22 protein-coding genes and 1 pseudogene are annotated in these 24,385 nt (G+C 65.2%); 16 read left to right on the top strand and 7 right to left on the bottom strand.

What is annotated here, in order from left to right; translation table 11 throughout:
* The first annotated feature begins 222 nt into the window (after positions 1–222).
* From ACQPZ2_RS28215 to ACQPZ2_RS28185, 7 genes are all read left to right on the top strand, one after another.
* Complete coding sequence (locus ACQPZ2_RS28215; RefSeq protein WP_433521227.1) at positions 223–1,758, top strand: MFS transporter; 1,536 nt, start codon at positions 223–225, stop codon at positions 1,756–1,758.
* A gap of 28 nt (positions 1,759–1,786) precedes the next feature.
* Positions 1,787–2,743: a hypothetical protein gene (locus ACQPZ2_RS28210; RefSeq protein WP_433521226.1), complete on the top strand. Its 957-nt coding sequence runs from the start codon at positions 1,787–1,789 to the stop codon at positions 2,741–2,743.
* Between the two features lie 14 nt (positions 2,744–2,757).
* The gene (locus ACQPZ2_RS28205; RefSeq protein WP_433521225.1) at positions 2,758–2,961 is read left to right on the top strand and encodes a hypothetical protein; all 204 of its coding nucleotides are present in this window, start codon (positions 2,758–2,760) and stop codon (positions 2,959–2,961) included.
* Between the two features lie 62 nt (positions 2,962–3,023).
* On the top strand, positions 3,024–4,214 hold the full coding sequence (locus ACQPZ2_RS28200) for an anion permease (protein ID WP_433521224.1): 1,191 nt from the start codon (positions 3,024–3,026) through the stop codon (positions 4,212–4,214).
* Positions 4,215–4,227: 13 nt separating this feature from the next.
* Complete coding sequence (locus ACQPZ2_RS28195; RefSeq protein ID WP_433521223.1) at positions 4,228–4,518, top strand: hypothetical protein; 291 nt, start codon at positions 4,228–4,230, stop codon at positions 4,516–4,518.
* A 4-nt stretch (positions 4,519–4,522) separates the two neighbouring features.
* Complete coding sequence (locus ACQPZ2_RS28190; protein WP_040700866.1) at positions 4,523–4,831, top strand: DUF3349 domain-containing protein; 309 nt, start codon at positions 4,523–4,525, stop codon at positions 4,829–4,831.
* 8 nt (positions 4,832–4,839) lie between these two features.
* Positions 4,840–5,160 carry a DUF3349 domain-containing protein gene (locus ACQPZ2_RS28185; RefSeq protein WP_433521222.1) on the top strand — a complete coding sequence of 107 codons (321 nt, stop codon included), beginning with the start codon at positions 4,840–4,842 and terminating at the stop codon, positions 5,158–5,160.
* 25 nt (positions 5,161–5,185) lie between these two features.
* Here ACQPZ2_RS28185 and ACQPZ2_RS28180 read toward each other — a convergent pair whose 3' ends face one another.
* Together ACQPZ2_RS28180 and ACQPZ2_RS28175 are read right to left on the bottom strand one after the other, a co-directional pair.
* Positions 5,186–6,826: a GMC oxidoreductase gene (locus ACQPZ2_RS28180; RefSeq protein ID WP_433521221.1), complete on the bottom strand. Its 1,641-nt coding sequence runs from the start codon at positions 6,824–6,826 to the stop codon at positions 5,186–5,188.
* 230 nt (positions 6,827–7,056) lie between these two features.
* Entirely contained in the window at positions 7,057–7,533 is a 477-nt protein-coding gene (locus ACQPZ2_RS28175) for an N-acetyltransferase family protein (RefSeq protein ID WP_433521220.1), read from the bottom strand.
* A 274-nt stretch (positions 7,534–7,807) separates the two neighbouring features.
* Between ACQPZ2_RS28175 and ACQPZ2_RS28170 the strand changes: the two genes are divergently transcribed.
* Positions 7,808–9,190, top strand: coding sequence for a lipase family protein (locus ACQPZ2_RS28170; RefSeq protein WP_433521219.1), 1,383 nt, complete (start codon positions 7,808–7,810; stop codon positions 9,188–9,190).
* Between the two features lie 94 nt (positions 9,191–9,284).
* Positions 9,285–10,823: an FAD-dependent monooxygenase gene (locus ACQPZ2_RS28165; protein WP_433521218.1), complete on the top strand. Its 1,539-nt coding sequence runs from the start codon at positions 9,285–9,287 to the stop codon at positions 10,821–10,823.
* 27 nt (positions 10,824–10,850) lie between these two features.
* Here the strand turns inward: ACQPZ2_RS28165 and ACQPZ2_RS28160 are convergent, their stop codons facing one another.
* Positions 10,851–11,993, bottom strand: coding sequence for an LLM class flavin-dependent oxidoreductase (locus tag ACQPZ2_RS28160; RefSeq protein ID WP_433521217.1), 1,143 nt, complete (start codon positions 11,991–11,993; stop codon positions 10,851–10,853).
* Positions 11,994–12,172: 179 nt separating this feature from the next.
* Between ACQPZ2_RS28160 and ACQPZ2_RS28155 the strand changes: the two genes are divergently transcribed.
* Complete coding sequence (locus tag ACQPZ2_RS28155) at positions 12,173–13,396, top strand: acyl-CoA dehydrogenase family protein (protein WP_433521216.1); 1,224 nt, start codon at positions 12,173–12,175, stop codon at positions 13,394–13,396.
* Positions 13,393–14,823 carry an LLM class flavin-dependent oxidoreductase gene (locus ACQPZ2_RS28150; RefSeq protein ID WP_433521215.1) on the top strand — a complete coding sequence of 477 codons (1,431 nt, stop codon included), beginning with the start codon at positions 13,393–13,395 and terminating at the stop codon, positions 14,821–14,823. The genes ACQPZ2_RS28155 and ACQPZ2_RS28150 overlap by 4 nt, the downstream gene beginning before the upstream one ends.
* Here ACQPZ2_RS28150 and ACQPZ2_RS28145 read toward each other — a convergent pair.
* Positions 14,820–15,305: a GAF domain-containing protein gene (locus ACQPZ2_RS28145; RefSeq protein WP_433521214.1), complete on the bottom strand. Its 486-nt coding sequence runs from the start codon at positions 15,303–15,305 to the stop codon at positions 14,820–14,822. The genes ACQPZ2_RS28150 and ACQPZ2_RS28145 overlap by 4 nt on opposite strands.
* Before the next feature lie 124 nt (positions 15,306–15,429).
* On the opposite strand from ACQPZ2_RS28145, the pseudogene ACQPZ2_RS28140 reads away from it, so the two are divergent.
* The 5 genes and pseudogenes from ACQPZ2_RS28140 to ACQPZ2_RS28120 all read left to right on the top strand — a co-directional run bounded on the left by ACQPZ2_RS28140 (position 15,430) and on the right by ACQPZ2_RS28120 (position 20,301).
* Positions 15,430–16,802 (top strand): annotated as a pseudogene (locus ACQPZ2_RS28140) (styrene monooxygenase/indole monooxygenase family protein).
* Positions 16,803–16,930: 128 nt separating this feature from the next.
* Positions 16,931–18,046 carry a dimethylsulfone monooxygenase SfnG gene (sfnG, locus tag ACQPZ2_RS28135; RefSeq protein WP_433521213.1) on the top strand — a complete coding sequence of 372 codons (1,116 nt, stop codon included), beginning with the start codon at positions 16,931–16,933 and terminating at the stop codon, positions 18,044–18,046.
* The gene (locus ACQPZ2_RS28130; RefSeq protein ID WP_433521212.1) at positions 18,046–19,254 is read left to right on the top strand and encodes an SfnB family sulfur acquisition oxidoreductase; all 1,209 of its coding nucleotides are present in this window, start codon (positions 18,046–18,048) and stop codon (positions 19,252–19,254) included. The genes sfnG and ACQPZ2_RS28130 overlap by 1 nt, the downstream gene beginning before the upstream one ends.
* A gap of 23 nt (positions 19,255–19,277) precedes the next feature.
* A complete protein-coding gene (locus tag ACQPZ2_RS28125; protein ID WP_433521211.1) occupies positions 19,278–19,787 on the top strand; it encodes an NADPH-dependent FMN reductase in 510 nt (169 codons plus the stop codon).
* Entirely contained in the window at positions 19,780–20,301 is a 522-nt protein-coding gene (locus ACQPZ2_RS28120) for a flavin reductase family protein (protein ID WP_433521210.1), read from the top strand. Before ACQPZ2_RS28125 ends, ACQPZ2_RS28120 begins: the two co-directional genes overlap by 8 nt.
* A gap of 18 nt (positions 20,302–20,319) precedes the next feature.
* Here ACQPZ2_RS28120 and ACQPZ2_RS28115 read toward each other — a convergent pair whose 3' ends face one another.
* The 3 genes from ACQPZ2_RS28115 to ACQPZ2_RS28105 form a co-directional block, all read right to left on the bottom strand.
* Positions 20,320–22,500 (bottom strand): hypothetical protein, encoded by a 2,181-nt coding sequence (locus ACQPZ2_RS28115; protein ID WP_433521209.1) that lies wholly within the window; start codon positions 22,498–22,500, stop codon positions 20,320–20,322.
* Positions 22,501–22,632: 132 nt separating this feature from the next.
* The gene (locus ACQPZ2_RS28110; RefSeq protein WP_433521208.1) at positions 22,633–23,520 is read right to left on the bottom strand and encodes an aromatic prenyltransferase; all 888 of its coding nucleotides are present in this window, start codon (positions 23,518–23,520) and stop codon (positions 22,633–22,635) included.
* A gap of 63 nt (positions 23,521–23,583) precedes the next feature.
* Complete coding sequence (locus ACQPZ2_RS28105; RefSeq protein WP_433521207.1) at positions 23,584–24,144, bottom strand: hypothetical protein; 561 nt, start codon at positions 24,142–24,144, stop codon at positions 23,584–23,586.
* Positions 24,145–24,385 lie beyond the last annotated feature (241 nt).

Below are 24,385 nucleotides of genomic sequence, written 5' to 3'. Positions count from 1 at the left end.
GTCGATCGTCGACGGAACATTCGGGACTCCAGTGTGGTGACGGTCATTGATGACGTTTTCGTCATCAACCTTGACTGATAGTGTGCTCATGACTGACGATATCGTCAATAGACGTGGTGCGGCACACCTTAAAGCGGTAACCGCGGCACTGCGCCAACGCGGAGTCAAAGCTTCGACCGACCTCGATTACCGGCCCGAAAGGTCGGTTTACCAGGAGTAACGATGAGTGGATCAGCATTGGACAGCGAATCGGCCGCCGTCGCGGCCGGGCGCGCCGGAACCGGTGGGATTCTCGTGGCGATGTGCACGTGCCTGGTGCTCGTGGTCGCGTCGGTCTCGGCGGTCAACCTGGCGATGCCGGATTTGGCGGTGGACCTGTCGGCCTCGACGACCGCGCTGACGTGGATCGCCGACGCCTACACCGTCGCGCTGGCCGCGTTGGTGCTGCCGATCGGTGCGCTCGGCGATCGGCTCGGCCGCCGCAATGTCCTGATCGCAGGCGCCGTTGTCTTCGCCCTCGGCTCGGCTGCCGCGGCATTCACCGATACGACCAGCACGCTCATCGCCTGGCGCATCGTCATGGGCATAGGCGCGGCGATGATCATGCCCGGCACGCTGTCGACGATCACCGCGGCTTTTCCGCCCACCCAGCGCGACCGTGGGGTTGCGGTGTGGTCCGGTTTCGCCGCCGCCGGTGCCATTATCGGGCTCCTCGCGGCCGGTGGACTGCTCGAAATATGGAGTTGGCGTTCGATTTTCGTCGCCAGCGCTGCTGTCGCGGTGATCGGCGGTCTGCTGGCAATCGCGTTGGCGCCGAACACGCGTGACGAAGAACGCCGCCCACTCGACCATCCGGGTGCGTGGACCAGTGCGGTCGCGATCGGCGCGCTGGTATACGGGATCATCGAGGGCAGCGAGGCCGGTTGGACCAGCGGCAAGGTGATCGGCAGCTTCGTCGTTTCCGCCGTCGCCTTGGCCATCTACGCATTCCTCGGATTCCGCAACCACCATGCGCTGCTGGACCCGCGACTGTTCGGTATCCGCGGCTTCCGTGCCGGTGCGGTCACCATCCTGGTCCAGTTCATGGCGGTCTTCGGGTTCTTCTTCGTCGGCTTGCAATACCTGCAGTTGATCCTCGGTTACAACGCTCTGAAGAGTGCGGTGGCGCTGATCCCGATCGCCGTTGTGGTCATGCCGGTCAGTGCTCTCACGCCGCGGCTGACCAAGAGCGTCGGCGTCAAGGCCGTGCTGAGCGTCGGGCTCTTGCTGCTCGCGGGCGGGCTTTTCGCACTGTCGTTCCTGCACACCGACTCCGGGTACTTGCCCTTCCTCGGCGGCCTCGTCGTCGCGGGTTTGGGCATCGGTTCGACGAGTGCGGCGGGCACCGCGGTCATCGTCGGGTCGTTGCGCGCGGACCAGCAGGGAGTCGCCTCGGCGATGAACGACGCCACGCGCGAAGTCGGTGCAGCGGTCGGGATCGCCTTGATGGGTTCGGTGTTCAGCAGCCACTACAAATCGTCGCTGCCACCGCTCGACCAGGTTCCGCCCGAGGCCGCGCATGCGGTCGAATCGTCCGCGGCCGCGGGGTTGCAGGTGGCGACCCGTCTCGGTCCGCAGGGGGAGGCGCTGGCGGGGGCGGTTCGGTCGGCGTTCATCGACGGTCTGTCCGCCTCGCTGATCGCGGTCGCGGTCATCGTTGCCGTCGCTGCCCTCGGCGCCTTACTGCACGCGCCACACAACCGGACACCCGCGCAGTAACCCCACCACACAAAGGAGCCGTATCCCTATGCAACCGTTCAGTATTCGCCGTGCATTCGCGATTCCCGCATCTGTCGCCCTGATCGCCACCGGCGCATTTCTGGTCGCCGGATGTGACAGCGGATCCGGGGATGACAACGCATCGCCGGTGTCGACGCAGCCGTCCGTTGGCGGTGCCGCGGGGATGACCGTCGCCGCTGACCAGGCGGGGCACCCATGGGCGTCGGCCACGTCGGCCGCGATCAAGCCCGGGGTGCAGACCTACACGCAGGGCTCCGGGCAGTGCACCGCGAACTACGTATTCGTCGACGATTCCGGCAATGTCTATCTCGGCCAGGCCGCGCATTGCGCGAGTACCCGGGAAAGCAACGAGACAAACGGCTGCAGCGCCGCCAGCCTGCCGCTGGGCACACCGGTGACCATCAACCGTGCCGGGACACCGATGTCCAAGGGGGAGGTGATCGCCACCGGTGAACTCGTCTACAGCAGTTGGCTGACGATGCGGGCGGAAGGCGAAAAGGACCGAAATACCTGCGCCTACAACGACTTCGCGTTGGTGAAGCTCGCTCCCGGGGATGTGGCCGAGGTCAACCCGAGCCTGCCGTACTGGGGTGGCCCCGTCGATATCAACACCACCGGCGCGAACACCGGGGACCGCGTCTACAGCTACGGCAACTCGAGCCTGCGTGGCGGACTGGCCGGACTGTCCCCGCAGACCGGCATCAGCCGGGCCGCCGATCCGGCCGACGGTGGCTGGAGCCACGCACTGAATTCCCCGACTCCCGGGATTCCCGGCGACAGCGGCAGTGCCTTCCTCGATCGTGCGGGCCGCGCCCTCGGCACCCTGTCGACGCTGGGCTTCGCGTTGCCCATCGTCAACAACATCGGCGATATCAACCACGAACTCACTTACGCCCGAACACATTCCGGCATTGCCGGACTCGTGCTCGTGCTCGGTACCGAACCATTCGACCCGAACCGCTGAGGGAGCTCGTAGTCATGATCAAGACACACCTGTGGTGCACGGTCGCCCACCGCTGCCAGCAGATGACCCTGACCAGCTCGGTGGTGGGCAAACAGCTCACCAACACCACGGTGACCATCGAAACCCTGCCGCTGCCAGGTGGACCCGTCGTCGTGATCGCGCACCCGCCGACGGCCCGATCGGTGGTGGCACCTGTCCGGCTTCTTGTGGTCGGCTAAATAATGGGTGAACAGATCGCCCCGCTGTAGCAGACGGGCTGCGCGCGCATGAAAATGGCTGGGTGAGCGCTGAACTGATCGTGCTTCTGATCGTGATAGTGACCGCGTTGGCCTTCGATTTCACCAACGGGTTTCACGATACCGCCAATGCTATGGCGACTTCGATCGCTACCGGTGCGCTCAGCCCGCGGGTAGCGGTTGGTATGTCGGCCGTACTCAACCTGGTCGGAGCCTTCCTGTCGGTCGAGGTTGCCAAGACGGTGTCGGGTGGGCTGCTGAATATCGGCAATGTGCACCACATGGAGTTGCTGCACATTGTGTTCGCCGGCCTCGTCGGTGGGATTCTCTGGAATCTGTTCACCTGGCTGTTCGGTATTCCGTCGAGTTCCTCGCATGCGCTGTTCGGCGGTCTCATCGGTGCGGCGGTGGCTGCACTCGGCACCAGCGGCGTGATCTGGACCGGGAATGAGAAGACGGGTCTGATCAGCAAGATCCTGGTGCCCGCGCTGTTGGCGCCGTTCGTTGCCGCACTCGTGGCCGGGCTCGGCACATTCCTGGTCTATCGGCTGACGCGTCGATCGGTCGAGAAGAAGGTCGACGACGGGTTCCGTTGGGGGCAGATCGGATCCGCCGCGCTCGTCTCGCTCGCGCACGGTACGAATGATGCGCAGAAGACGATGGGGGTCATCTTCATGGCGCTCGTCGCGCACGGCACGTTCACCAATAGCGACTCGATTCCACTGTGGGTCAAGATCTGTTGTGCGGTGGCGATCGCCGCGGGCACCTACCTCGGCGGCTGGCGCATTATCCGCACCCTCGGCAAGGGGTTGGTCGAGCTGGATCCGCCGCAGGGGTTCGCGGCCGAATCATCCTCGGCCGCAATTATTCTCACGTCCGCGCAGTTCGGACTCCCGCTCTCGACGACGCAGACCGCGACCGGTTCGATCCTCGGCACCGGGCTCGGCAAGCCGGGCGCGGAGGTGCGCTGGGGTGTAATGGGCCGGATGGTTGTCGCGTGGCTGTTCACGCTCCCGCTCGCGGGCCTGGTCGGCGCGGTGTGCTGGTGGATCGCCGATCTGGTCGGCGGCCTGGGCGGTGTGCTCATCGACTTCGCGATTCTGATCGCGATGTCGGCCTATATGTACCTGCGGTCGCGGCGCGATCCGGTCGACACCAGCAATGTCAATGACGAATGGGAAGGTGGGCTCACGCCTGCGTCCAACGTCGAGACCAAGGCCGGCGCGTCGGTCTGAGGAGGTTGGATTCATGGATACGTTCACCGCTATCGCCAAGTCGCTGGGCGAGGTGACTCTGATCGCCGTTCTGCTGGGGACCGGATTGCCGGTGATCTTCGCGACCGGGATTCGGCTCTGGTCGATGGAGCCCGCCACCGCTGGTGGCGCCGGTGCGCGCAACCAAGTCGCGCAAGTCGTCGCGTATCTCTGCTTCGCGATTGTCATCGTCGCGGTGGTCCTCGGAATCCTGTATATCGCACGGGATTTCATCAGCCACACCTTCGACATCCAGCTGTTCGGCGCCAAACCTCCCAAGAAATGAACTCATGACATCCAAAGCATCCATCCTCGGATCGGTTCTGAACTGGCTGCGTGCCGGGTATCCGCACGGTGTCCCACCCGAGGACTACGTCGCATTGTTCGCCGTGCTGCACCGCAAGCTGACCGAGGACGAGGTCGGTGAGGTTGTCGAACAGTTGATCGCGGCGGATACCGATGGCGTGATCGACCGCGGGCAGGTCCAGGACGCCATCGGCAAACTCGCGCACGAGAAGCCGGGCGAGGATGATGTGAATCGGGTCGCGGCCCGGCTCGCCGCCGTGGGGTGGCCGCTGGCACACCCCTCCGACGCCTGATACCTCCTATGGCTCTCTCCGATCTCCTCACCAGAATCGTCGCGTGGCTGCGTGCCGGATATCCGCACGGCGTACCGGATCCGGACTATGTGCCGTTGCTGGCCCTGCTCTCGCGGCGACTGCCCGAAGCGGATGTGCGGCAGGTCGCGGACGCGCTGATCGAGCAGGGCGCCATACCGGCCGATCGGGTCGATGTCGGCGTGCTCATCACCAAACTGACCAATGAGATGCCACTCGAATCCGATATCGCCCGCGTCCGAGCGCATTTGCAGGCCGCGGGCTGGCCCATCGATGACGCATGGCCCGATCCGCACGGGGAAGAAGGCTGACGACCCCGCACGAACCGGTCGAGTGTCATGCCAGGTCGGTGGCGATGATCTTTTCGATATTGCGTTCCGCGAGGCCGGTAATCGTCAGGAAGGGATTGACGCCGGTGTTGCCCGGAATCAGCGATCCGTCGATGACGTAGAGCCCGGAGTATCCGTTCAGGCGGCCGTAGTTGTCGGTGGCCTGTCCCAGCACGCAGCCGCCGAGGGGGTGGTAGACGAAGTCGTCGCCCCAGACCTTGTAGACGCCGAACAGATCGGTCCGGTAAATCGTGCCCGCCTTGGAATTGATGGCATCGAAGACGCGTTTCGCCGCATCGATCGAGGGTTGGGTGTACGACGCCTGCCAGGATAGATCCACCCCGCCGGTGGACGAGTTGTAGGTGAACTCGGCGCGGTTGGGGTTCTTGGTGATCGCCAGATAGAGGTTCACGCCGTTCTCGGTACTCGTTGGGAACGGGGCGATTTCGGCGAATACCGGACCATTCGCATCGGCCCAGTTGTCGATGCCCATGCAGGGAATCGCGGATTGGAGCGCGCCGGTCAAATCCAGTCCGGCCCGGCCGACCATCACATTGCCGTTATTGCCCCAGCCCGCACCGACCGAATCGGCCAGGTTGGGCAGCTTGCCCAGCGCCTTCATGGTGACGAGCAGCTTGCTCGTGCCGACGCTGCCCGCCGCGAAGAAGACCTTGTCCGCGGTAACCGTCTTGGTCGCCACCGTATTGCCGAGCACGTCGATCTGCGTGATGACCACCGTGTAGCCGCTCGCGGCCGGTGTCACGCTGGTGACCTTGTGCAGTGGCGAGATGCTCAGGTTGCCGGTTGCGGCGGCCACCGCCAGATAGGTCTTGTCGAGTGAGCGCTTTCCGTAGTTGTTGCCATAGATCACCTCACCGCCCAACGCCGAGCGAGTGACGGTATTCGCCTGCTCCTTCTGCATATAGCTGAAGTCGTAGACATTGGGCACGAATGTCGTTGTGTAGCCTGCGTTATTGGCCGTTGTGCGACTGACCCGCGCGTATTTGTAGCATTCCGCGGATTCGAACCAGGCCGAGTCGACATTGTTGACCCCGAGCGCGGCCTGCGCCCTGGGAAAGTAGGTGGAGTACATCGTCGTCGCGTCGACCGATGGCAGAATCTGTTGGAAGTAGTCCTGTTTCGGCAGTGGAGCCATACCGCCGTTGACCAGCGAGCCGCCGCCCACCCCGCGGCCCTGGTACACCCGCGTCGCCGCGAAATGCTCCGAATCGAGCACGCCGGCGTCGCTCGGGCTGATGTCTCGGTTGATATCCGCTCCGACGAAATGGTTGACCGGCTGCTCGGTCCTGGTCCGGAACCAATACGAGCGCTCGTCCGGATCGAGCATGGTGCAGAAGACTTTTCCGTCCGAACCGGGTGTGGTCCAGTTCTGGCCCATCTCGATCATCGCGACCTGCTTGCCCGCCTGACACAAGCGCAGCGCGGCGACCGCGCCGCCGTAGCCGCTGCCGATGATCAGATTCGGCACGTGATCCCCGTTGCCGATGGGTGCGGCCGACGCCTTGGCGGTCCACGCGGCCGGGCTGAGCGCCATCGCCCCGGCCGCAATTGCAGTGCCCGCCAAGAATTTCCGGCGATTCATCCCTTGGCGAACGCCGGTGTTGGCCGAGGGGCGTCGGTCGTACATGAGCGAAAACCTTCCGATGTGAGGCGTAGGAGAGTGCCTCGAGTCGGCAGACTGTAACAGGTTCTAGTTGAGATTTGAGCAAATTCCGATGTTGATGTGTCAAACCTGGACGGAGTGCTTCCGCCGAAGTATTGATGGCTCAATGGCATTGGGGTGCAATGAAGTTCGAGCACGGCATCGATGGCATCGGAAGTGCCGCCGAACAATGGCTCGACAGCTGATTCCGCGGCTCAGGAGTCCAGGTGTCGGCTCCGCAATCGGTACTCGAATATGCCTCGTGGTTCACCCGGCCCGAAATACTGGTCGTCATGTTCGACGAATTCGAACCCGGCCTGCTTGAACAAGGCCGCTGCGGGCTGGTTGTCGGGGCGTACCGTCAGATAGACCACGTCGGCCCCATCCGCCCGGCACTGCTGCAGCATGTGGTCGAGCAGGGCGCGACCGTAGCCTTTGCCCTGGTGTTGCCGGAGCACCGCGAACGTGAACAGGAGGGCCCGGCCCGCTTTGTGCAGTGTCAGCGCGTAGCCGATCACCCTGCCGTCCAGCTCGGCGACCAGCCAGTCGGATCCGTGCAGGTCGTACAGCTGTCGCAGCATCAGATACAGATATGGCTCGGCGAATACCTCGGCCTCGATGGCCGCGATATCTTCGATATCGGCGAAGCGTGCCTGCCGGTATTGCGGCTGCGGCGCTCTTACGATGTCCATGAGCTTCCTAGTGCCGGGGCATAGGTCATCGCGGACCACTGCACCAAGAACGATACGCGGCTGACCCGCGTCTGTGAGAACGGCCGGGGCCGGATGCGGCGGCACGGCCGTTGTTCGTTCGAGGTTGCTTGTGCACCAATGATTTTCGGAAATTTGGGTGTCGCCAGCGTGTCGGGCGGGCGCAGTCGTGACAAGTCCGAACAGATCCGAGGTGTTGTTCCGCCGCGACATAGTCTGGCCTTCGTCTGGCGGTGTCGAATTCGGGAGGTGGCAGATGTCGAGTCTCCGAGCTGTCGTCATCGCCAGCATGGTGGGTTGCTCGCTGCTCATGGGGCCGGTGCCCGCGCATGCCGATCCGACCGAAACCCCGGTCGCGCCGGTGTCGCCCGGCCCGTCCGACCTGCAGCGGTGGATCGATGCCCATATCCCCGCGCCATCGTTCCCGCCCGCCGCGTCACCGCCGTCGGGTGTGCTGCCCGCGGACTTGGCGGCGCTGTGGCAAGCGGTACGGTCCGCGCCGTCGGGGGATCGGATGTTCGACGAGTGGCCGGATGGGCTCGATCGTCTCGCTCCCGGCGATATCGTCGAGGCGCGAGATGTGACTGCGACCTCTGCGCTGCTGGCGATCGTGCCGATTCAGCGTGCGATCCTGCTGAAGTTCCGCACCACGGACGCCTCCGGCGTGCCATCCTTCGGCACCGCGACCTTGGTGATTCCCGCCGCCGCATGGACGGGTCCGGGGGATCGGCCGGTGTTGGTGAACGCGGTGCCGATCAATTCGCTCGGGCTCAGCTGCACGCCGAGCTACGCGATGGCGCACGGATTGCACAGCAAGTTCAATGCGGGGGATCTGTTTCCGCCGAACACAGCCTGGGGCCTCAGCCGCGGCTATGCGGTGCTGATTCCCGATCACGAGGGGCCATGGATGGCCTACGCCGAACCGAAGGTCGCCGGGCACCTGGTGCTGGATTCCATTCGCGCGGTGCGCAATGTGGTGCCGACAGAGTTCACGGGCAGCCGTTTCGCGATCACCGGGTATTCCGGTGGCGCGATCGCATCGTATGGGGCCGCGATGCTGCTCGACGAGTACGCCCCGGAACTGTCCGGTGCGGTGGTCGGGGCGGCCATGGGTGGACTCGTGACCGACTATCGCATGGTCGCCGGCCGCTTCAACGGCAACTCCGCATCCGGCATTCTGCTGATAGTCGCGCTGGCGATGGGCCGGGAGCATCCGGCGATTCTCGGCTATATGAATCATCTGGCGCAGTGGTTGGCGACCTCACCCATCAAGGACACCTGCGGCGACAGCAATGGCCCGCTCGGCGTGGTCGGCGTTCCCATCGATGCCGCTGCCAATATCAGCAATCCGCTGACCAGCGATATCGCTGATCGGATCTTCGGGCGGCTCAGCCTGTCCGACCGTAGGTCGGGCGCGCCGCTCTACATCTATCACGCCGCCGCCGACATCTGGATCCCGCAGCAAAACGGCGACGATCTCTACCGCGCCCAATGCGCGCGCGGCGTCCCGGCGGTGCACCGCACCGAACCCGGCGAGCACGTCATCGCCCTGGTCACCGGCTTTCCCGGGGAGATCGGCTGGATCGATGGACGTTTGCGCGGCGAGCCCGCCCCGAGCGAATGCCCTGCGCGCCGGTGAGTTCGGATCAGTGCTGAGACGCCGCTGAAATTCCGGTGAGATGACCATCTCGCAGACTTGTGCGGAGAATCCAGCCCCACAGGAGGAACTCGATATGTCCGCAGCAGACGTCGAGGTGGAGGTATTGATCGTCGGAGGTGGGCCGGTCGGACTCACCGCGCGGGCGCTACTGGACCGCTGGGGCGTACGGGTCATGGTGGTCGAGAAGTACGGCGAGCTGTCACCGTTTCCGCGTTCTCGGCTGGTCAATGTGCGCTCGATGGAGATCTTTCGTCAGCTCGGGCTTGCCGACACGATCACCGCTCGCGCGTTCGCGGCCGACTACGGTCGCATCCGCTTCCGCGACACCCTGCAGGATCGCGACTTCGCCACCGCGGCGATGATCGGAATCAATGCGCCGATACCCGAAAGTCCCGCCATCGGCGCGATCACCTCGCAGGATCGGTTGGAACCCACGCTGCTGGCCGCGTCGGACGCGCCGGTTCGGTTCGGAGTAGAGCTGATCGACTTGGTCGAGGAGCCCGAAAGCGTCGTGGCAGTACTCGTCGACCACGGTGTCGAGACCCGCGTCCGCGCCCGCTATGTGCTCGCCGCCGACGGCGCGAACTCCACCGTCCGGCGGCGGCTGGGCATCGACACCGCCGGGCCCGGCGCATTGGGTGCTGTCACCACGGTCGTATTCGATGCCGACCTCGACCGCTGGTGCGCCGACCAGCCCGCCGGGGTCTACTTCACCGCACACGGATCATTCGTCCCGCTCTATCCAGAGGGTGGCTGGGCCTGGTTCGGGCCGACACCCGAAGACCCCGAGCGCACCGACTGGTCCGACCTCGTTTCGCGCACAATCGGCTCCGACCGCGCCGTGCCCACCGAGGTCTTGCGCGTTCAGCACTGGGTGATGAACGCATTCGTTGCCGAACGCTTCGGCCGCGGCCGGATCCTGCTGGCCGGTGACGCCGTGCACGCGATCCCCATCCTCGGCGGACTCGGCATGAATACGGGCATCGCGGACGTGCACAACCTGTGCTGGAAACTCGCGGGTGTGCTCCGCGGGTGGGCAGCCGCGAACCTGCTGGAAACCTATGAGGCGGAACGACTTCCGGTCGCTCAGCTGACTCTCCAGCAAGCGGTGACCAACGCCCGAATCGCGGGGCAGGCCCAGAACCGACGCCGTTCGCAGCGCCGAAACGGCGCACCCGAGTCCGATGTGGACCTGCCCTGGTCGGACCAATTCTTCGCCCAACTGGGCCTCGTCCTGGGCGTTGCCTACCGCTCCGCCGCGGTAATCACCGACGGCAGCACGCCACCGAACACCGGCACGGATTACGTCCCTGTCCCGAAAGCGGGACACCGGCTCCCGCACCTCTGGCTGACCCCCACCCGCTCCACCCTCGACACTCTCGGCGAATGGTTCACCCTCCTCACGCCCGACCCAGCCTCCTGGGCACAACCCGTCCCATGGCCCGTCCACGTCGAACCTCTTCCCGGCGACCAGCTCTACGACCTCGGCCCGAACGGAGCCCTACTCGTACGCCCCGACGGCTACATCGCCGCCCACTGGTCCGACCGCCCACGCAACGCGGCCCTGCAAGAAGCCCTCACCACAATTACCCGCGCGACCTTTCCCGAATAGTCCAGGGACGCATCGCGAAATGGGAGACTAGTGCGTCGCGGTCGCGAAAGGCGTTGCTACTGGGGCGGATTCGGTGCGGTGGGGGTGCGTCCACCGGCCGCGACGTTCCAGGATGGGCAGGACACCCTCGCCGAACCAGTAGGCCTCTTCGATATGTGGGTAGCCGGAGAGGATGAAATGGGTGATGCCGAGGTCGGCGTACTCGATCAGGCGGTCGGCGACCTCTTCGTGTGAGCCGACCAGTGCGGTGCCCGCCCCGCCGCGGACCAGACCGACGCCCGCCCACAGGTTCGGCGCAATCTCCAGACGATCGGTGCGGCCGCCGTGCAGATCCAGCATTCGGCGCTGGCCTTCGGATTCGCTGCGCGCGAGACTGGTTTGCACGCGGGCGATTTCGGCCGGGTCGAGGCCGGACAGCAGTCGATCGGCGACGGACCAGGCCTCTTCGGAGGTGTCTCGGCTGATGACATGAATGCGCAGGCCGTAGCTGAGTTCTCGGCCTTCGGCGGCGGCGAGTGCGCGGATCCAGTCGAGTTTCTTGCCCACCGCGGCGGGTGGTTCGCCCCAGGTGAGGTAGGTGTCGGCATAGCGGGCCGCGACCGGTCCGGCTGGTCCGGAGGAGCCGCCGAAGAAGATCGGTGGGATCGGGTCCGGATGGTTGTTGAGCAGAGCATCGCGGATCTGAATGTGGGTGCCCTCGAAGCTGATCGGCTCGCGGGACTCCCACAGTGCGCGCACCACGTGCAGGAATTCGGCGGTGCGGGCGTAGCGCTGTTCCTTATCGAGGAAATCGCCGTAGGCCTGTTGTTCGTGCGGTTCGCCGCCGGTCACCACATTCAGCAGCAGGCGGCCGCGGGAGTGACGCTGGTAGGTCCCGGCCATCTGCGCGGCCAGCGTCGGGCTGACCAATCCGGGGCGAAACGCCACCAGGAACTTCAGCGTTTCGGTGGTTTCGACGAGCATGGCGGTGGTCAGCCAGGCATCCTCGCACCACGCGCCGGTCGGGGTGAGGACCGCCTCGAAACCGTTGTCCTCGGCTGCCGCGCCGATTTGGTTGAGGTAGCGCAGCGAGGCCGGCCGGTCACCGGACATCGAAGTGCCGTGACCACCGGCGATCAGGCCACGCGAATCGCCGTAGGTGGGCAGAAACCAATGGAACGACAGTGACATCGACAACTGCTCCTCGCCGGTTCGGATGCCGTTTTCAGGTACGGACAACCGCGATGCTGCCAGCGTCGCCGAGTGGAGTCACCGGTTGAAATCTGCGTGGTTCTTACCCCTACCAGCGTGTTTCGATCGCAGTGCGGATAACTGGTGAGCTGACATCGGGTCCGCGCGATCGTGGGGTGATGACATCCATCGACGCGAAATCCACCACAGACTCCGACCTGGATGCGATCTTCGGACCGATCTTCGACCGCATCGCGCAGGGCGCGGTCGAGCGCGAGATCGATCGTCGGCTGCCCTTCGAGGAGGTGGGCTGGCTGCGCGAGGCCAAATTCGGTGCGCTGCGGGTCCCGGTCGAATTCGGCGGCTACGGCGTCACGGTGCGACAGCTGTTCCGGTTGCTCATCGAATTGGCCGCCGCCGAATCGAATCTGCCGCAGGCGTTGCGGGTGCACTTCTCCTTCGTCGAGGACCAGTTGCTCGCCGAACCGGGGGAGCACCGTGCGCATTGGCTGCGCGCCGCGGCCGGGGGCACGCTCGTCGGCAATGCGATCACCGAACCGGGCGTCGGCGCGGTCGACCACTACCGCACGCGGCTGACCAAGGACGGTGATCGGTGGCTGCTCAACGGCACCAAGTACTACAGCACCGGCTCGCTCTACGCGGACTACATCCTCGCGGCGGCCGATCGTGACGGTGAGCGGGTCGGCATACTCGTCGACGCGAATGCCGACGGCGTCCGCCAGCACGACGACTGGGACGGCTTCGGCCAGCGGCTGACCGCAAGCGGTACAACGGAATTCGCTGATGTCGCGGTCGATCCGGAGCGCATTCTCGGACCCGGCTACGGCGCGCCGGGACCGACTTACGCGACCTCTTACCTACAGCTGGTCCAGCTGTCGGTGCTTGCCGGAATCGCGAAGCGAGCCGAGCGCGATGCCCGCGAATGGGTGGCGGCACGCACCCGCGGCTACACCCATTCGGCCGCCGATCTGCCACGCCAGGATCCATTGGTGCAGCAGGTGATCGGACGACTCTCCGCCGCCGCATTTGCCGCCGAAGCCAACGTGCTCGCCGTCGCCGATGTGCTCGACAAGGTGCTCGCGGGCGGTGCGCAGGACGAAGAGTCCATCGTGGCAGCGGAACTCGCCGCCGCACAGGCACAGCTAGCTGTCATCGATCTCGTATTGCCTGCCACCACACTGCTGTTCGAGGTAGGTGGCGCATCGGTCGTCTCCGAGCAGCTACGCCTGGACCGGCACTGGCGCAATGCCCGCACCATCTCGGTGCACAATCCGGCCATCCAAAAGGCGAGGGCGATCGGCGATTATCTGCTGAACGGCACCCAGCTGCCGTTCGCGTGGAGCGCGGGTGAGCGCAAACCCGCGACGGGAGAGCAGCAGTGACGCGCCGCATTCGCTTCAACGCATTCGATATGAACTGCGTCGCCCACCAATCACCCGGTCTGTGGCGACATCCCGACGATCAATCGCATCGGTACAAGGAACTGAGCTACTGGACCGAGTTGGCAAAGCTGTTGGAGCAGGGGCGTTTCGACGGCATCTTCATCGCCGACGTGCTCGGCACCTATGACGTATACGGCGGCAACGATATTGCCGCGCTGCGTCAGGGCGCCCAGATTCCGGTGGGCGATCCGCTGCTGCTGGTCTCGGCAATGGCGGCGGTGACCGAACATCTCGGGTTCGGTATCACCACCGGAACCGGCTTCGAGCACCCCTATCCGTTCGCGCGTCGGCTCTCCACCCTCGATCACCTCACCGACGGGCGCATCGGCTGGAATGTGGTGACCGGCTATTTGCCGTCGGCCGCACGAAATTTCGGGGCCGACGACCAGCTGGACCACGATGAGCGCTACAACCAGGCCGACGAATACCTGGAGGTCCTGTACAAGCTGTGGGAGGGCTCCTGGGAGGACGACGCGGTGGTTCGCGATGCCGCGCAAGGCATCTACGTCGACCCGGCGAAGGTGCATCACATCGGCCATCGGGGTACGCACTATCAGGTGCCGGGCATCCATCTCTCGGAGCCGTCGCCGCAGCGGACGCCGGTGATCTACCAGGCCGGCGCATCACCGCGCGGTGTGCGCTTCGCCGCCGAGAACGCGGAGGCGATATTCGTCGCGGGGCCTTCGAAACGGATTCTGGCACAGACTGTTTCCCGCATTCGTGATGCACTCGAGGCGGCGGGCCGGGATCGGTATTCGGCCCGCATCTACGCACTGGCCACGATCATCACCGACACCACCGACGAGGCGGCGCACGCCAAACGCGAGGAATACCTGTCCTACGCCAGCGTCGAGGGCGGGCTGGTCTTCATGTCCGGCTGGATGGGCATCGATCTGTCGAGCTACGAGCTGGACGATCCCATCGGCCAAGTGCAGAGCAATGCCATTCAGTCCGCTGTGGCCGCCTTCCAGGAATTCGACGACGACGGCCGGGAATGGACCGTCCGCGATATCGGCCGCTGGGCCGGGATCGGCGGTATGGGACCGGTTTTCGTCGGCTCGGGTGTCACGGTTGCCGACCAACTGCAGGACTGGGTCGCCGGAACCGACCTGGACGGCTTCAACCTGGCCTACGCCATCACCCCGGGCAGTTTCGAAGATATTGTGCACCATGTGGTTCCGGTGCTCACCGAACGCGGCGCCTACGCCGCGGAATACACACCGGGCACTCTGCGAAACGCCTTGTTCGACAGAGGAGATCGGTTGCCGCAAGAGCACCGCGGTGCGCGGTATCGCGTCGGCGGGTCATTGTCGACCGCGCTGCCCGATGCTGTATCGCGGCCGGGTGCCACCGTCACGGTCACTTAATCGAGCGAATTCAGGAAGGCCTGGGCGATGGATTCCAGGCCTTTCCTGTCTGTATCGTCGAAGCGGTTGAGTTGCGGACTGTCGAGATCGAAGACGCCGACGAGGATATCGTCACGCACCAGCGGAACCACGATTTCCGAGCGGGTGTCGGCATCGCAGGCGATATGGCCTGGGAATGCGTGCACGTCGGGCACCAGTTGCGTTTCCCGGGTCTCGGCGGCGGTACCGCAGACACCCTTGCCGATGGCGATGCGCACGCAGGCCGGTTTGCCCTGGAACGGTCCCACGACCAATTCCTGTCCGTCGTAGAAATAGAATCCGACCCAATTCACCCCGGTGAGCGCATGGAAGACGAGCGCGGCGAGATTCGCGGCATTCGCGATCCGGTCGGTCTCGCCCGCGACCAGCGCCTCGGCCTGCGCCTCGAGTTGACGGTACTGTTCGGACCGGTCACCGGACAGTTCGGAAACAGTGAACGACATGGCTGAATCCTAGAACGGCCACGACTGGTGGCGCGCACCGCGATCGCGAATTCCAGGTCACCCCATTGATTCTCGATGATCGCAACACTGCAATCTACGCGGCCCTGGACGGACCATGATTGGCATGACATCGCAGAATTCCCGCTCCACACGTTCGGCCGCGGTAATCGGTGCCGGTCAAACCGGCGTCACTGCGGCACTAGGATTACTCGACGCCGGATTCGACGTCACGCTCTACAGCGACCGCGATCAGCGTTCGTTGCGCGACGATGTACCGGCCACCGGTACCGCACTCGAATTCGGGGAGACCAACAAGCCGAATCCGCACTCGGTCTGGATACCTACACCGGCCGCGCACCCCGGCATACCGGGCTCAGTGTCCGCATCGCCGGACCCGAGCGCGAGGAATTGATCCAATTCGACGGTCATTTCGACGGATACGTCGGGGTTGCGGTCGATACCCGTTTGAAGGCCGACGAACGGCTGACCGCATTCCTGGAACGCGGCGGACGTTTCGTCGTCGAGCAGGTAACCCCGGACAAACTCGACGCCATTGCCGCGATCGCCGATCTCACGCTGGTCGCCACCGGACGCGGCGGCCTGTCCGACCTTTTCGCGATCGACCAGACACGCACACCGTACGACGCACCGCAACGGTCGCTGCTCACCGTCACCGTGACCGGAATCGGCCACGACGAAAGCGTTTTCGCGCACCGCAGCCGAGCCGGTGGCGCGCACAGCGGCTTCTCCATCTTCGCCGAGCAAGGCGAGGGCTGGTGGGGGCCGTATCTACACAAGGACGTGGGCCCGAGTTGGGCGTTCCTCGGCTGGGCGCGGCCGGGCAGCGAATGGGAAAGTCGGTTCGCCGCAGCGGATTCAGCCGAATCGGCGCATCGGATCGTGCAGGAACTGTACCGCGATTTCATCGATTGGGATCTGCCCGAGGTGCTCGAAACCCGGGTGATCACAGAGGATCCGCATTCCTGGCTCAAAGGTGCGGTCCGGCCGGTGGTCCGGTCCGGAGTCGGGCGCACTGCCGGTGGCCATGTGGTGGCCTCGCTCGGCGACACCTCGGCTGCCTACGACCCGATCGCGGGGCAGGGTGCGCAGAGCGGGCTGATCCAGGCGCAGCGACTGGCCGCGGCGGCCGCCGTGCACGAGGGTCCGTTCGACGAGGACTGGATCAGCGCGCAATACGCGGCATTCCTGGCCGCGCGCGGAGATGCGGCGAATAAGGTCACCCGATTATTCCTCGGCGATCCGGTATTGGCGGATATCGGCAATCAGCTCTTCGCCGCGGCCGCGGTCGAACCGCGCTTCGCGAGTGCGCTCGTCGGGCTGCTGCACCGCCCGCAGCCGTTGCTCGGTGTCGATTCGCTCGACGCGGCCGCCGAATTCATCACTCGGGTCACCGGCGAGGATGCGGCCGCACTGCTCGGACGGTTCACTCCGGCCGGTCAGTTCAGTCGATCCGGATACAGCCTCGCCAACGCCTGATCGCTACACCCATCCGATCGCACAGATTCAAACCCTCCTGCCGGTGGGCTTGCGGTGCTGGAGTGGAAGGGGCGCATGGTGCGCCCCTTCCTGGCGATAGACGGTTCCCCGACACCAATGGAGTAAGCATGACCACAGAGCACATCGCCGATCAGATCCGGTTCGCCTACTGGGTGCCGAATGTCAGCGGGGGGCTGGTCACCAGCGATATCGAACAGCGCACCAGCTGGGACTTCGAATACAACAAGAAGTTGGCGCAAACCGCGGAGCACAACGGTTTCGATTACGCGCTGTCCCAGGTCCGCTACACCGCCTCCTACGGTGCGGAATACCAGCACGAATCGACTTCGTTCAGCCTCGCGCTGCTCGGTGCCACCGAGCGGCTGAAGGTCATCGCCGCGATCCATCCCGGACTCTGGCATCCGGCCGTGCTGGCCAAATTCGGCGCCACCGCCGATCACCTCTCCAATGGCCGCTTCGCCATCAACGTCGTATCCGGTTGGTTCGCAGGGGAATTCACCGCACTCGGCGAGCCGTGGCTCGAGCACGACGAACGGTACCGGCGCAGCGCCGAATTCCTCGAGGTGATCCGCAAGATCTGGACAGAGGATGATGTCAACTACGGCGGCGATTTCTACCGCATCCGCGATTTCACGCTGAAGCCGAAGCCGCTGAACACCCCCGAACGTCCGAACCCCGAACTGTTCCAGGGTGGGAACTCGACAGCGGCGCGCCGCAATGGTGGTCGCCACGCCGACTGGTACTTCTCCAACGGCAAGGATTTCGACGGTGTCACCGAACAATTGGATGAACTGCGCACCATCGCCCGAGCGAACCAGCGCGAGGTGAAATTCGGTCTGAACGGCTTCATCATCGCCCGCGACACCGAGAAGGAAGCGCGCGATACCCTGCGCGAAATCATCGAGAAGGCGAACAAGCCCGCGGTGGAAGGCTTCCGGGACGCGGTGCAGCAGGCCGGTGCGTCCACGAAGGACCGCAAGGGGATGTGGGCGGATTCGACGTTCGAAGATCTCGTGCAGTACAACGACGGATTCCGCACGAAGCTGATCGGCACGCCCGAACAGGTCGCCGAGCGCATCGTCGCCTACAAGGAACTCGGTGTCGACCTGGTTCTGGCCGGTTTCCTGCACTTCCAGGAGGAGGTCGAGTACTTCGGCGCGAAGGTGCTCCCGCTGGTCCGTGAACTGGAGGCCGCACGCACACCCGCCGCTGTGGGGCACTGATGACCGCCGTCGCCGCCGACCGGATCGAGTCCGCAGCACACGCGTATTCGGTTGCGGCACAGCTTGCTTCGGAGTTCGCCGTCGGCGCGGCGGCCCGTGATCTCGGCCGCGAGCTGCCCTTCGCCGAGGTGGATCGACTCGCGGCGAGTGGGTTGCTCGCGATCACCGTGCCCGCGGACTTCGGGGGCGCGGATCTGGCGCCGAGTGCGGTGGCGGAGGTGGTGCGGATTCTGGCGGCCGCCGATCCGAATATCGCGCAGATTCCACACAGCCACTTCGTATACCTGAATTTGTTGCGGCTGGCGGGTGCCGCTGATCAGCAGACGCGCTACTTCGGGCGGGTGCTGGCGGGTGCTCGGATTGCCAATGCGCAGTCCGAACGTGGCACCGCGACTGTCGCCGATATCGCGACGACGGTGCGGCCGGAGGGCGATCGATTCCGCATCGATGGCGTCAAGTTCTACTGTACGGGTTCACTTTTCGCGGATCTGCTCGCGGTGCTCACCCGGTTGGACGATCCGCAGGGGCACAGCGGACTGCCTGCGGGGGAGTACATCGCGTATCTACCGGCTGATACTCCGGGCGTGCGAATCATCGACGACTGGAACGGCATCGGCCAGCGCACCACCGGCAGCGGGACTATCGAATTCGCTGAGGCGCTCGTCGAACGAGATCAATTGATCGCTCGCTCGGCGGCGGTGCACGTGCCCACCGGATACGGTGCCTATGCCCAACTGCTGCATGCCGCGATCGACACCGGCATCGCCCGTGGTGCACTCGGTGCCGCAACGGAATTCGTGCGCACCTCGAGTCGGCCGTGGTTCGAATCCGGTGCCGAAAGGGCTATCGATGACCCGCTGCTGATCCAGCGTTTCGGTGAGCTGTCGGTAGCCGTGACTTCCGCCGAGGCCACGCTCACCGCTGCCGGTGTGGCCGTCGACGCCGCGATTCGTGACGTCGAATCCGTCGCTCCCGCATCGCTTGCCGTGGCAACGGCCAAGGTGGCCGCCGATCGCGCGGCCAACGAGGTATCGGCGGCCTTGTTCGAGGTCGGTGGAACGCGCAGTGCCGCAGCTGATCTGAACCTGCATCACTTCTGGCGCAATGCCCGAACCCACACGTTGCACGACCCGGTCCGGTGGAAATATCAGCACATCGGCCGGGCGTTACTGCACGACACCGCGCCACCGTTGCACGGCGTGATCTGATCGAGCGAGAAGAGGATACGGAAGTGACAGTGACGGTCGTCGTCGGGAATCCGAAGCCCGCCTCTCGTACTCTGACCGCGGCGACGCTGGTCGCCGCGGGGTTACGTCCGGACGTAGAACCGGAGGTGATCGATCTGGTCTCCTTCGGTGCGAGCCTGCTGTCCTGGGGTGATCCCGAGGTCGCGGCCGCCGTTCGCACAGTGGCTGATTCGGAGCTGGTGGTCTTCGCAAGTCCCACCTTCAAGGCCACCTACACCGGTCTGTTGAAGCTGTTCCTCGAACAGTTCGACGGCGGCACCGGACTGGCCGATGTAGTGGCGGTCCCGCTCATGCTCGGCGCGGGCCCGGCGCACGCACTCGCCCCGGATCTGCTGCTCAAGCCGGTGCTGGTCGAACTCGGCGCGACGGCGGCGCTGCCCGGCCTCTACCTGTCGGACAGCACATTTTCCGAAGACGGCGCCATCGAGCGCTACACCGAACGCTGGCGCCCGGTCGCGGCGGCTCTCGCCTCGAAAGTGGCCGATCATGCATGATCTCTTCGAATTTCCGTCCGACGGCTCCGGCCTACGTCGTGTCTTCGCCAGCTTTCCCAGCGGTGTCGTCGCGGTATGCGCCGAAATCGAAGGTACGCCATACGGTTTGGCGGTGAGCACCTTCGTTCCGGTCTCGCTGGACCCGCCGCTGGTGTCGTTCTGTGTGCAGAACAGCTCGGCGACCTGGCCGAAGCTGGATACCGCCACGCACCTCGGCCTGAGCCTGCTCGGCACCGACCAGGAGCACGCGGCTCGGGCACTGAGCAACCGCAACGGCAACCGCTTCCACAATGTGGATGTGCACCGCGGCGCGGCTGATGCGATCTTCATCGACGGTGCGACGGCGTGGATCGAGGGCGCAGTCGAAGCCCGCATCCCCGCGGGTGACCATATGGTGGTCATCCTGCGGATCAACCGCCTCGCCGCCCGCGCCGACGCCGAACCACTGATCTTCCACGGCAGCAAGTTCCGCAGCCTGCACCCGCACCGGGAGATCACCGAGATCGCGAGTTGAGGGCTGCGACCGACAACCTCACACGCTGGCCGTGACCAGTTGCCGGTCTTCCGCTGCGGACCGGTCGGTCGTGGTGATCGCGTCGCGGCGGCGCAGGCGCTGATGGGTCAACTGGAGCAGACCGATTCCGGCGAGGCCGCCCGCCGTGGTCGCGGTGCTGATTTCCCAACCCGGCGGGCGCCAGCTGACGGTGAGGTCGGCGGCTATGGTGCCCGCTGGGATGTCGGCGGCAAGGAAGCTGCCCGCGACCTCGCGCGTCGGTATTTCGCTGCCGTTCAGCGTGATTCGATAACCGGGCCAGGCGAGGCGGGCGAAGACGACTCGGCCGCCCGCGACCGAGGTGACCCGGATATGGTTTGTCAGATCGTCGCTCGTTGCGGACGAGGCGAACACGCCCCTGGCGTCGGCGACCACGCCGTTGCGCGTGGACAGCAGACCGTTTTCCCGCTCGAGCACCCAGATGAAGCGTTCGTGGCCCGGGTAGTCGACCCACTTCCAGCCGGGCGGTGCGGGCCGGTCGCGCTCGTCGGGATACTGAGCGCGTTGCAGCACAACCCGATCCACCTTCATCAGGTCGACAATCGTTCTGCCCGTTGACGGTTCGGTGGCGAAGGCGCGTCGGTAGGCGTCCGGGCAGGTGCTGCCGTCCCAGGCGAGGCACAGCAGCGCGCTGAACGCGGCGTGGCCGATGGGGGTGTAGCCGGTGACGTAGTCGAGGCCGACATTCTTGGCGTAGCTGCCGATGGCCAGCGATCCGTACGCGCCGGACAGACTCCGGTCATCCGGGTGCACCAGCACCCGATCGGCGAGTTGCAGTGTGACGCCATCGAAGTCGGGGAAGGCGGCGGCCATCGCCGAACGCCGCTCCGGGAATTCGTAGGACATGGGAGTCGGAGGGGCGCCACGCACCTGGGCGTAAGCGATCGGGAACATCGCCGCGATGGACAGCCCGCAGGCGAGCGCGGTGCGCCTGGTGTAGGCGAGCCACACCACCACCGCGCCGATCGCGGCGACTACTACGACGGCGAGCAGATGGCGCACCACCAGCGCGGGCGCGGCCGAGACGGACCGCGCGAACAGCAGCCCGAGCAAGACGGCGGCGGCGGTGCCGCGGCGCTGCCATGACGCGAAACTGCCATAGCGACTGAGCAATACACAGACCAGTACGAGCAGCGCGATGGCGAGCATCGGCAGCACTCTGGCGGGCCAGCGCAGCGGGCCGATCGCGCCGGGTCCCGCGGTCCACATCAGCACCGCGGTCGCGAACAACGCGACGCCGCTGAGTTCGCGTGCCGCCTGCGCGGCCGCCTTCCAGTCGATGAAGGCCAGCGCCGGGATCAGGAACCATGCGATGTAAACCATCGGCAACGGCTGGACGTGTCCCCACCACGCGGTGAATGCCGGTGTGGTGCTTGGCAGGCTGGCGTTCAACGACTCCGACCACGGGACCGTCAGGAACGGATCATTGTGGATGTGTGCGCTGCCACGCCAGGTCGCCTGCGAGGACAGAATTCCGGGCAGGTTGGCCGCCGCGGCGGCGAGCACGGCACAACCGGCCGCCAGTGCGAGTCGCGCCGAGGGCGCCCAGCGTCGTTGATAGATGATCTCGCCGATCGCGACCATCGCGATCATCAATCCGGATTCGACTGCGGGAAAGGCATATTGGATGGTGAGTGCCAGGTACAGGAAAACGAACACCGGTATCGGTCCGCTGCGGCCGCGCGCGTAGTGCACTGCCGATGCCCACGCGTGCACCAGCCATGCGGTGCCGGTGTGCGAGGTCATCCAGCTGGCTTGGTCGAAGAACAGGAACCAACCGCTCAATGGAAACGCGACACCGGCGACCGCCGCCCACTGCGACCGCGCGCCGTAGGCCCGACAGATCCGGAATACGCCGAGGGCCGCGATTATCGAGAAGACCAGCTTGACCGCCGTTGCGTACACCGCGAGGTTGTCCATCGATGGGGCGAGCAGATAGATCAGCAACTGGGGCGGGTTGTACAGCCCGGCCTCTTCGAGGGAGTAGTTGCCCGACATCCATTCCGTCGGCACGAGCGCGGGAAAACGTCCCTCCCGCAGCCGCGTGCCGAGCTCGACCCACATGGGCGCGTACTGCGCTTCGGTGTCGTCGGTGTAGTAATGCCTGGCGTTCGCCAGCAATACCGCCAGATATCCGGCGATCACCCCGATCGCGGTCACCGCCCCCCAAATAAATCTGTCTCTTCGTGAATCGGTTACCGCGCTTGCTCCCACGAGCGCGGGACCGTAGCGGAATCGGGTTAACAGAGCAAGACGGGCTGCCGTCCGACCGGTCCGCCCGCCTCGGATTCGTCAGGTCGGGTGGGGTGCGGTTCCGCCTGGGAAGGTGGCGACGCGGACGCCCGCGTATTCGGCCTGGACTTTGTAGTAGCGGTTGGTGGGGCCGTAGGCGGCGTAGAAGACGAAGCCGCGGGTTTCGGGGTCGGCGAAGGGTGCTTCGGCGACGAAACGGGCCAGGACCGGGTCGAGATGGGTTGGGAAGCTCGATGGTTCGCAGCGCACCGGGAAGCAGATGCGCTCCATGTGCGATGAGGTCCAGGAGAAGGTGCGGTAGAGGTTGAAGGTGCGGGCGAGTAGGGCGAGTTCGGTGTCGGTCGGTGCGGTGAAGTCGAGTTCGGCCAGGATCCCGGTGATATCCGCGGGCGCGAGATGGCCGGGCTCGAAGACGTTCGAGTAGAGGTTCATCGTGCGGGCGTCGAAATCTACTGCGAGAATCCCGATTCGGCCGCCATATCGGGACAGGTGGTCGGCGTGCGCAGGTGCCGACTCCGGAATTCCGGCGAAGCCGAGAACCCGCTCCACGCTGAGCAATTCGGGAAAGACCAACCAGATCTTCTGCACCCCACCGGCCAGGGCTAGATCGACACCCGAATGGACCGGCACCTCGGCCGCGATCTCGGCGAGCAACTGCTCCATCGGATGTCCGGTATAGGTGAGAAGTCCTGCGGCACAGAGCTTCTCGATGATCTCGGTCGGCCCGCCCCGGTGCATCACCCGGGCGTTGACCTCGCGCTCACGCACCGGATGCGTGGTGGTGCGCACGCCGACGACGGAGCTGGTCCACAGCTCAGCGAGGGTTTCCAGCACCGGATCCGCGGTCGCGGGGTCGTAGCGAACCTCGGCCAGGCGCGCATACTCTCGCAGATCCTTCCGGAGTCGATCGAGTGTCCTTGCGCTCATGACGTTCATCGTCCCGGAAACGCCCGCCCGACCGCAGCACTTCGCATGATCTCGCGGCCGGATTCATGGAGTGGACAGCCTGTCCCATTGCATGCGCGGGTCTTCATTGGGGAAGTCGTTGCGGATGGTGACATAGGACGTGCCTGCGGCATAGGGAACGCTCAGTTTACGGTCATCGAACTGTGCCTTGTAGATCTCGGTGCCGGTGTGGTCCGGAAAGAGGACGTATTCGACGGTGAAGTTTTGTTTGTAGTTCTGTTGATCGCAGATACCGAGGAAGGCTAAACCCCAACCACCCGAGGCATTTTCGATGCACCGATGTTGGCCTCTCGAGTTCACCTCGTAGGTGCTGAAGGCGACCGTGTCCGACCCGGTGGTCGCGCGCAGCCACCACTGGCGCCGATCATTGGCGTCGCAGGGGGCGAACCGGGCGGTGCCGGTGATTCCGTTGGCGGGGTCGTCCTGGGTCGTCGCGCACATGCCGGTGCCCCGGTTGTACATCAGCCAGTAGGCGAACTCCGCGTGCGCGGTCCCAGCGGCGCCGACCAGGCTGGTGACTGCCGATGCGGCCAAGGCCACTGCGGCCATCCTGACCGCGGAAACCGTTGTGCTGGAACGTTTCATCTGTGTCTCCTGATCTATGCGTTACCGGCGGCGGCAGAGAGAATCCTTTCCCTCGGGCGTTTCACGACGATTTCAATGGCGTCTCACCGGAGCTTGGCGGTCACGCGACCCTGATGCGCGCCCTCTGCTGCGGTAGGTCCGCCTGTGGCTTTGAACTGGAAACTGGTAATCGACACCACAAACGGCCCCGCTCTCGCCGACTTCGGGCCGCAGCCCTGGACTACGAGGTGGAAGACCCGAG

Origin of the sequence: Nocardia pseudovaccinii, from assembly GCF_050942345.1 — a bacterium.
Taxonomy (GTDB): domain Bacteria; phylum Actinomycetota; class Actinomycetes; order Mycobacteriales; family Mycobacteriaceae; genus Nocardia; species Nocardia pseudovaccinii.
Note: the sequence above shows the minus strand (reverse complement) of the source record. Positions and strands in the feature narration are given on the sequence as shown.

Excerpts from the sequence above, each read along its gene's own strand:
- ACQPZ2_RS28215 (WP_433521227.1), top strand. The coding sequence starts at position 223 with ATGAGTGGATCAGCATTGGACAGCGAATCGGCCGCCGTCGCGGCCGGG.
- ACQPZ2_RS28210 (WP_433521226.1), top strand. The coding sequence starts at position 1,787 with ATGCAACCGTTCAGTATTCGCCGTGCATTCGCGATTCCCGCATCTGTC.
- ACQPZ2_RS28205 (WP_433521225.1), top strand. The coding sequence starts at position 2,758 with ATGATCAAGACACACCTGTGGTGCACGGTCGCCCACCGCTGCCAGCAG.
- ACQPZ2_RS28195 (WP_433521223.1), top strand. The coding sequence starts at position 4,228 with ATGGATACGTTCACCGCTATCGCCAAGTCGCTGGGCGAGGTGACTCTG.
- ACQPZ2_RS28190 (WP_040700866.1), top strand. The coding sequence starts at position 4,523 with ATGACATCCAAAGCATCCATCCTCGGATCGGTTCTGAACTGGCTGCGT.
- ACQPZ2_RS28185 (WP_433521222.1), top strand. The coding sequence starts at position 4,840 with ATGGCTCTCTCCGATCTCCTCACCAGAATCGTCGCGTGGCTGCGTGCC.
- ACQPZ2_RS28180 (WP_433521221.1), bottom strand. The coding sequence starts at position 6,826 with ATGTACGACCGACGCCCCTCGGCCAACACCGGCGTTCGCCAAGGGATG.
- ACQPZ2_RS28175 (WP_433521220.1), bottom strand. The coding sequence starts at position 7,533 with ATGGACATCGTAAGAGCGCCGCAGCCGCAATACCGGCAGGCACGCTTC.
- ACQPZ2_RS28170 (WP_433521219.1), top strand. The coding sequence starts at position 7,808 with ATGTCGAGTCTCCGAGCTGTCGTCATCGCCAGCATGGTGGGTTGCTCG.
- ACQPZ2_RS28165 (WP_433521218.1), top strand. The coding sequence starts at position 9,285 with ATGTCCGCAGCAGACGTCGAGGTGGAGGTATTGATCGTCGGAGGTGGG.
- ACQPZ2_RS28160 (WP_433521217.1), bottom strand. The coding sequence starts at position 11,993 with ATGTCACTGTCGTTCCATTGGTTTCTGCCCACCTACGGCGATTCGCGT.
- ACQPZ2_RS28155 (WP_433521216.1), top strand. The coding sequence starts at position 12,173 with ATGACATCCATCGACGCGAAATCCACCACAGACTCCGACCTGGATGCG.
- ACQPZ2_RS28145 (WP_433521214.1), bottom strand. The coding sequence starts at position 15,305 with ATGTCGTTCACTGTTTCCGAACTGTCCGGTGACCGGTCCGAACAGTAC.
- sfnG (WP_433521213.1), top strand. The coding sequence starts at position 16,931 with ATGACCACAGAGCACATCGCCGATCAGATCCGGTTCGCCTACTGGGTG.
- ACQPZ2_RS28130 (WP_433521212.1), top strand. The coding sequence starts at position 18,046 with ATGACCGCCGTCGCCGCCGACCGGATCGAGTCCGCAGCACACGCGTAT.
- ACQPZ2_RS28120 (WP_433521210.1), top strand. The coding sequence starts at position 19,780 with ATGCATGATCTCTTCGAATTTCCGTCCGACGGCTCCGGCCTACGTCGT.
- ACQPZ2_RS28110 (WP_433521208.1), bottom strand. The coding sequence starts at position 23,520 with ATGAGCGCAAGGACACTCGATCGACTCCGGAAGGATCTGCGAGAGTAT.
- ACQPZ2_RS28105 (WP_433521207.1), bottom strand. The coding sequence starts at position 24,144 with ATGAAACGTTCCAGCACAACGGTTTCCGCGGTCAGGATGGCCGCAGTG.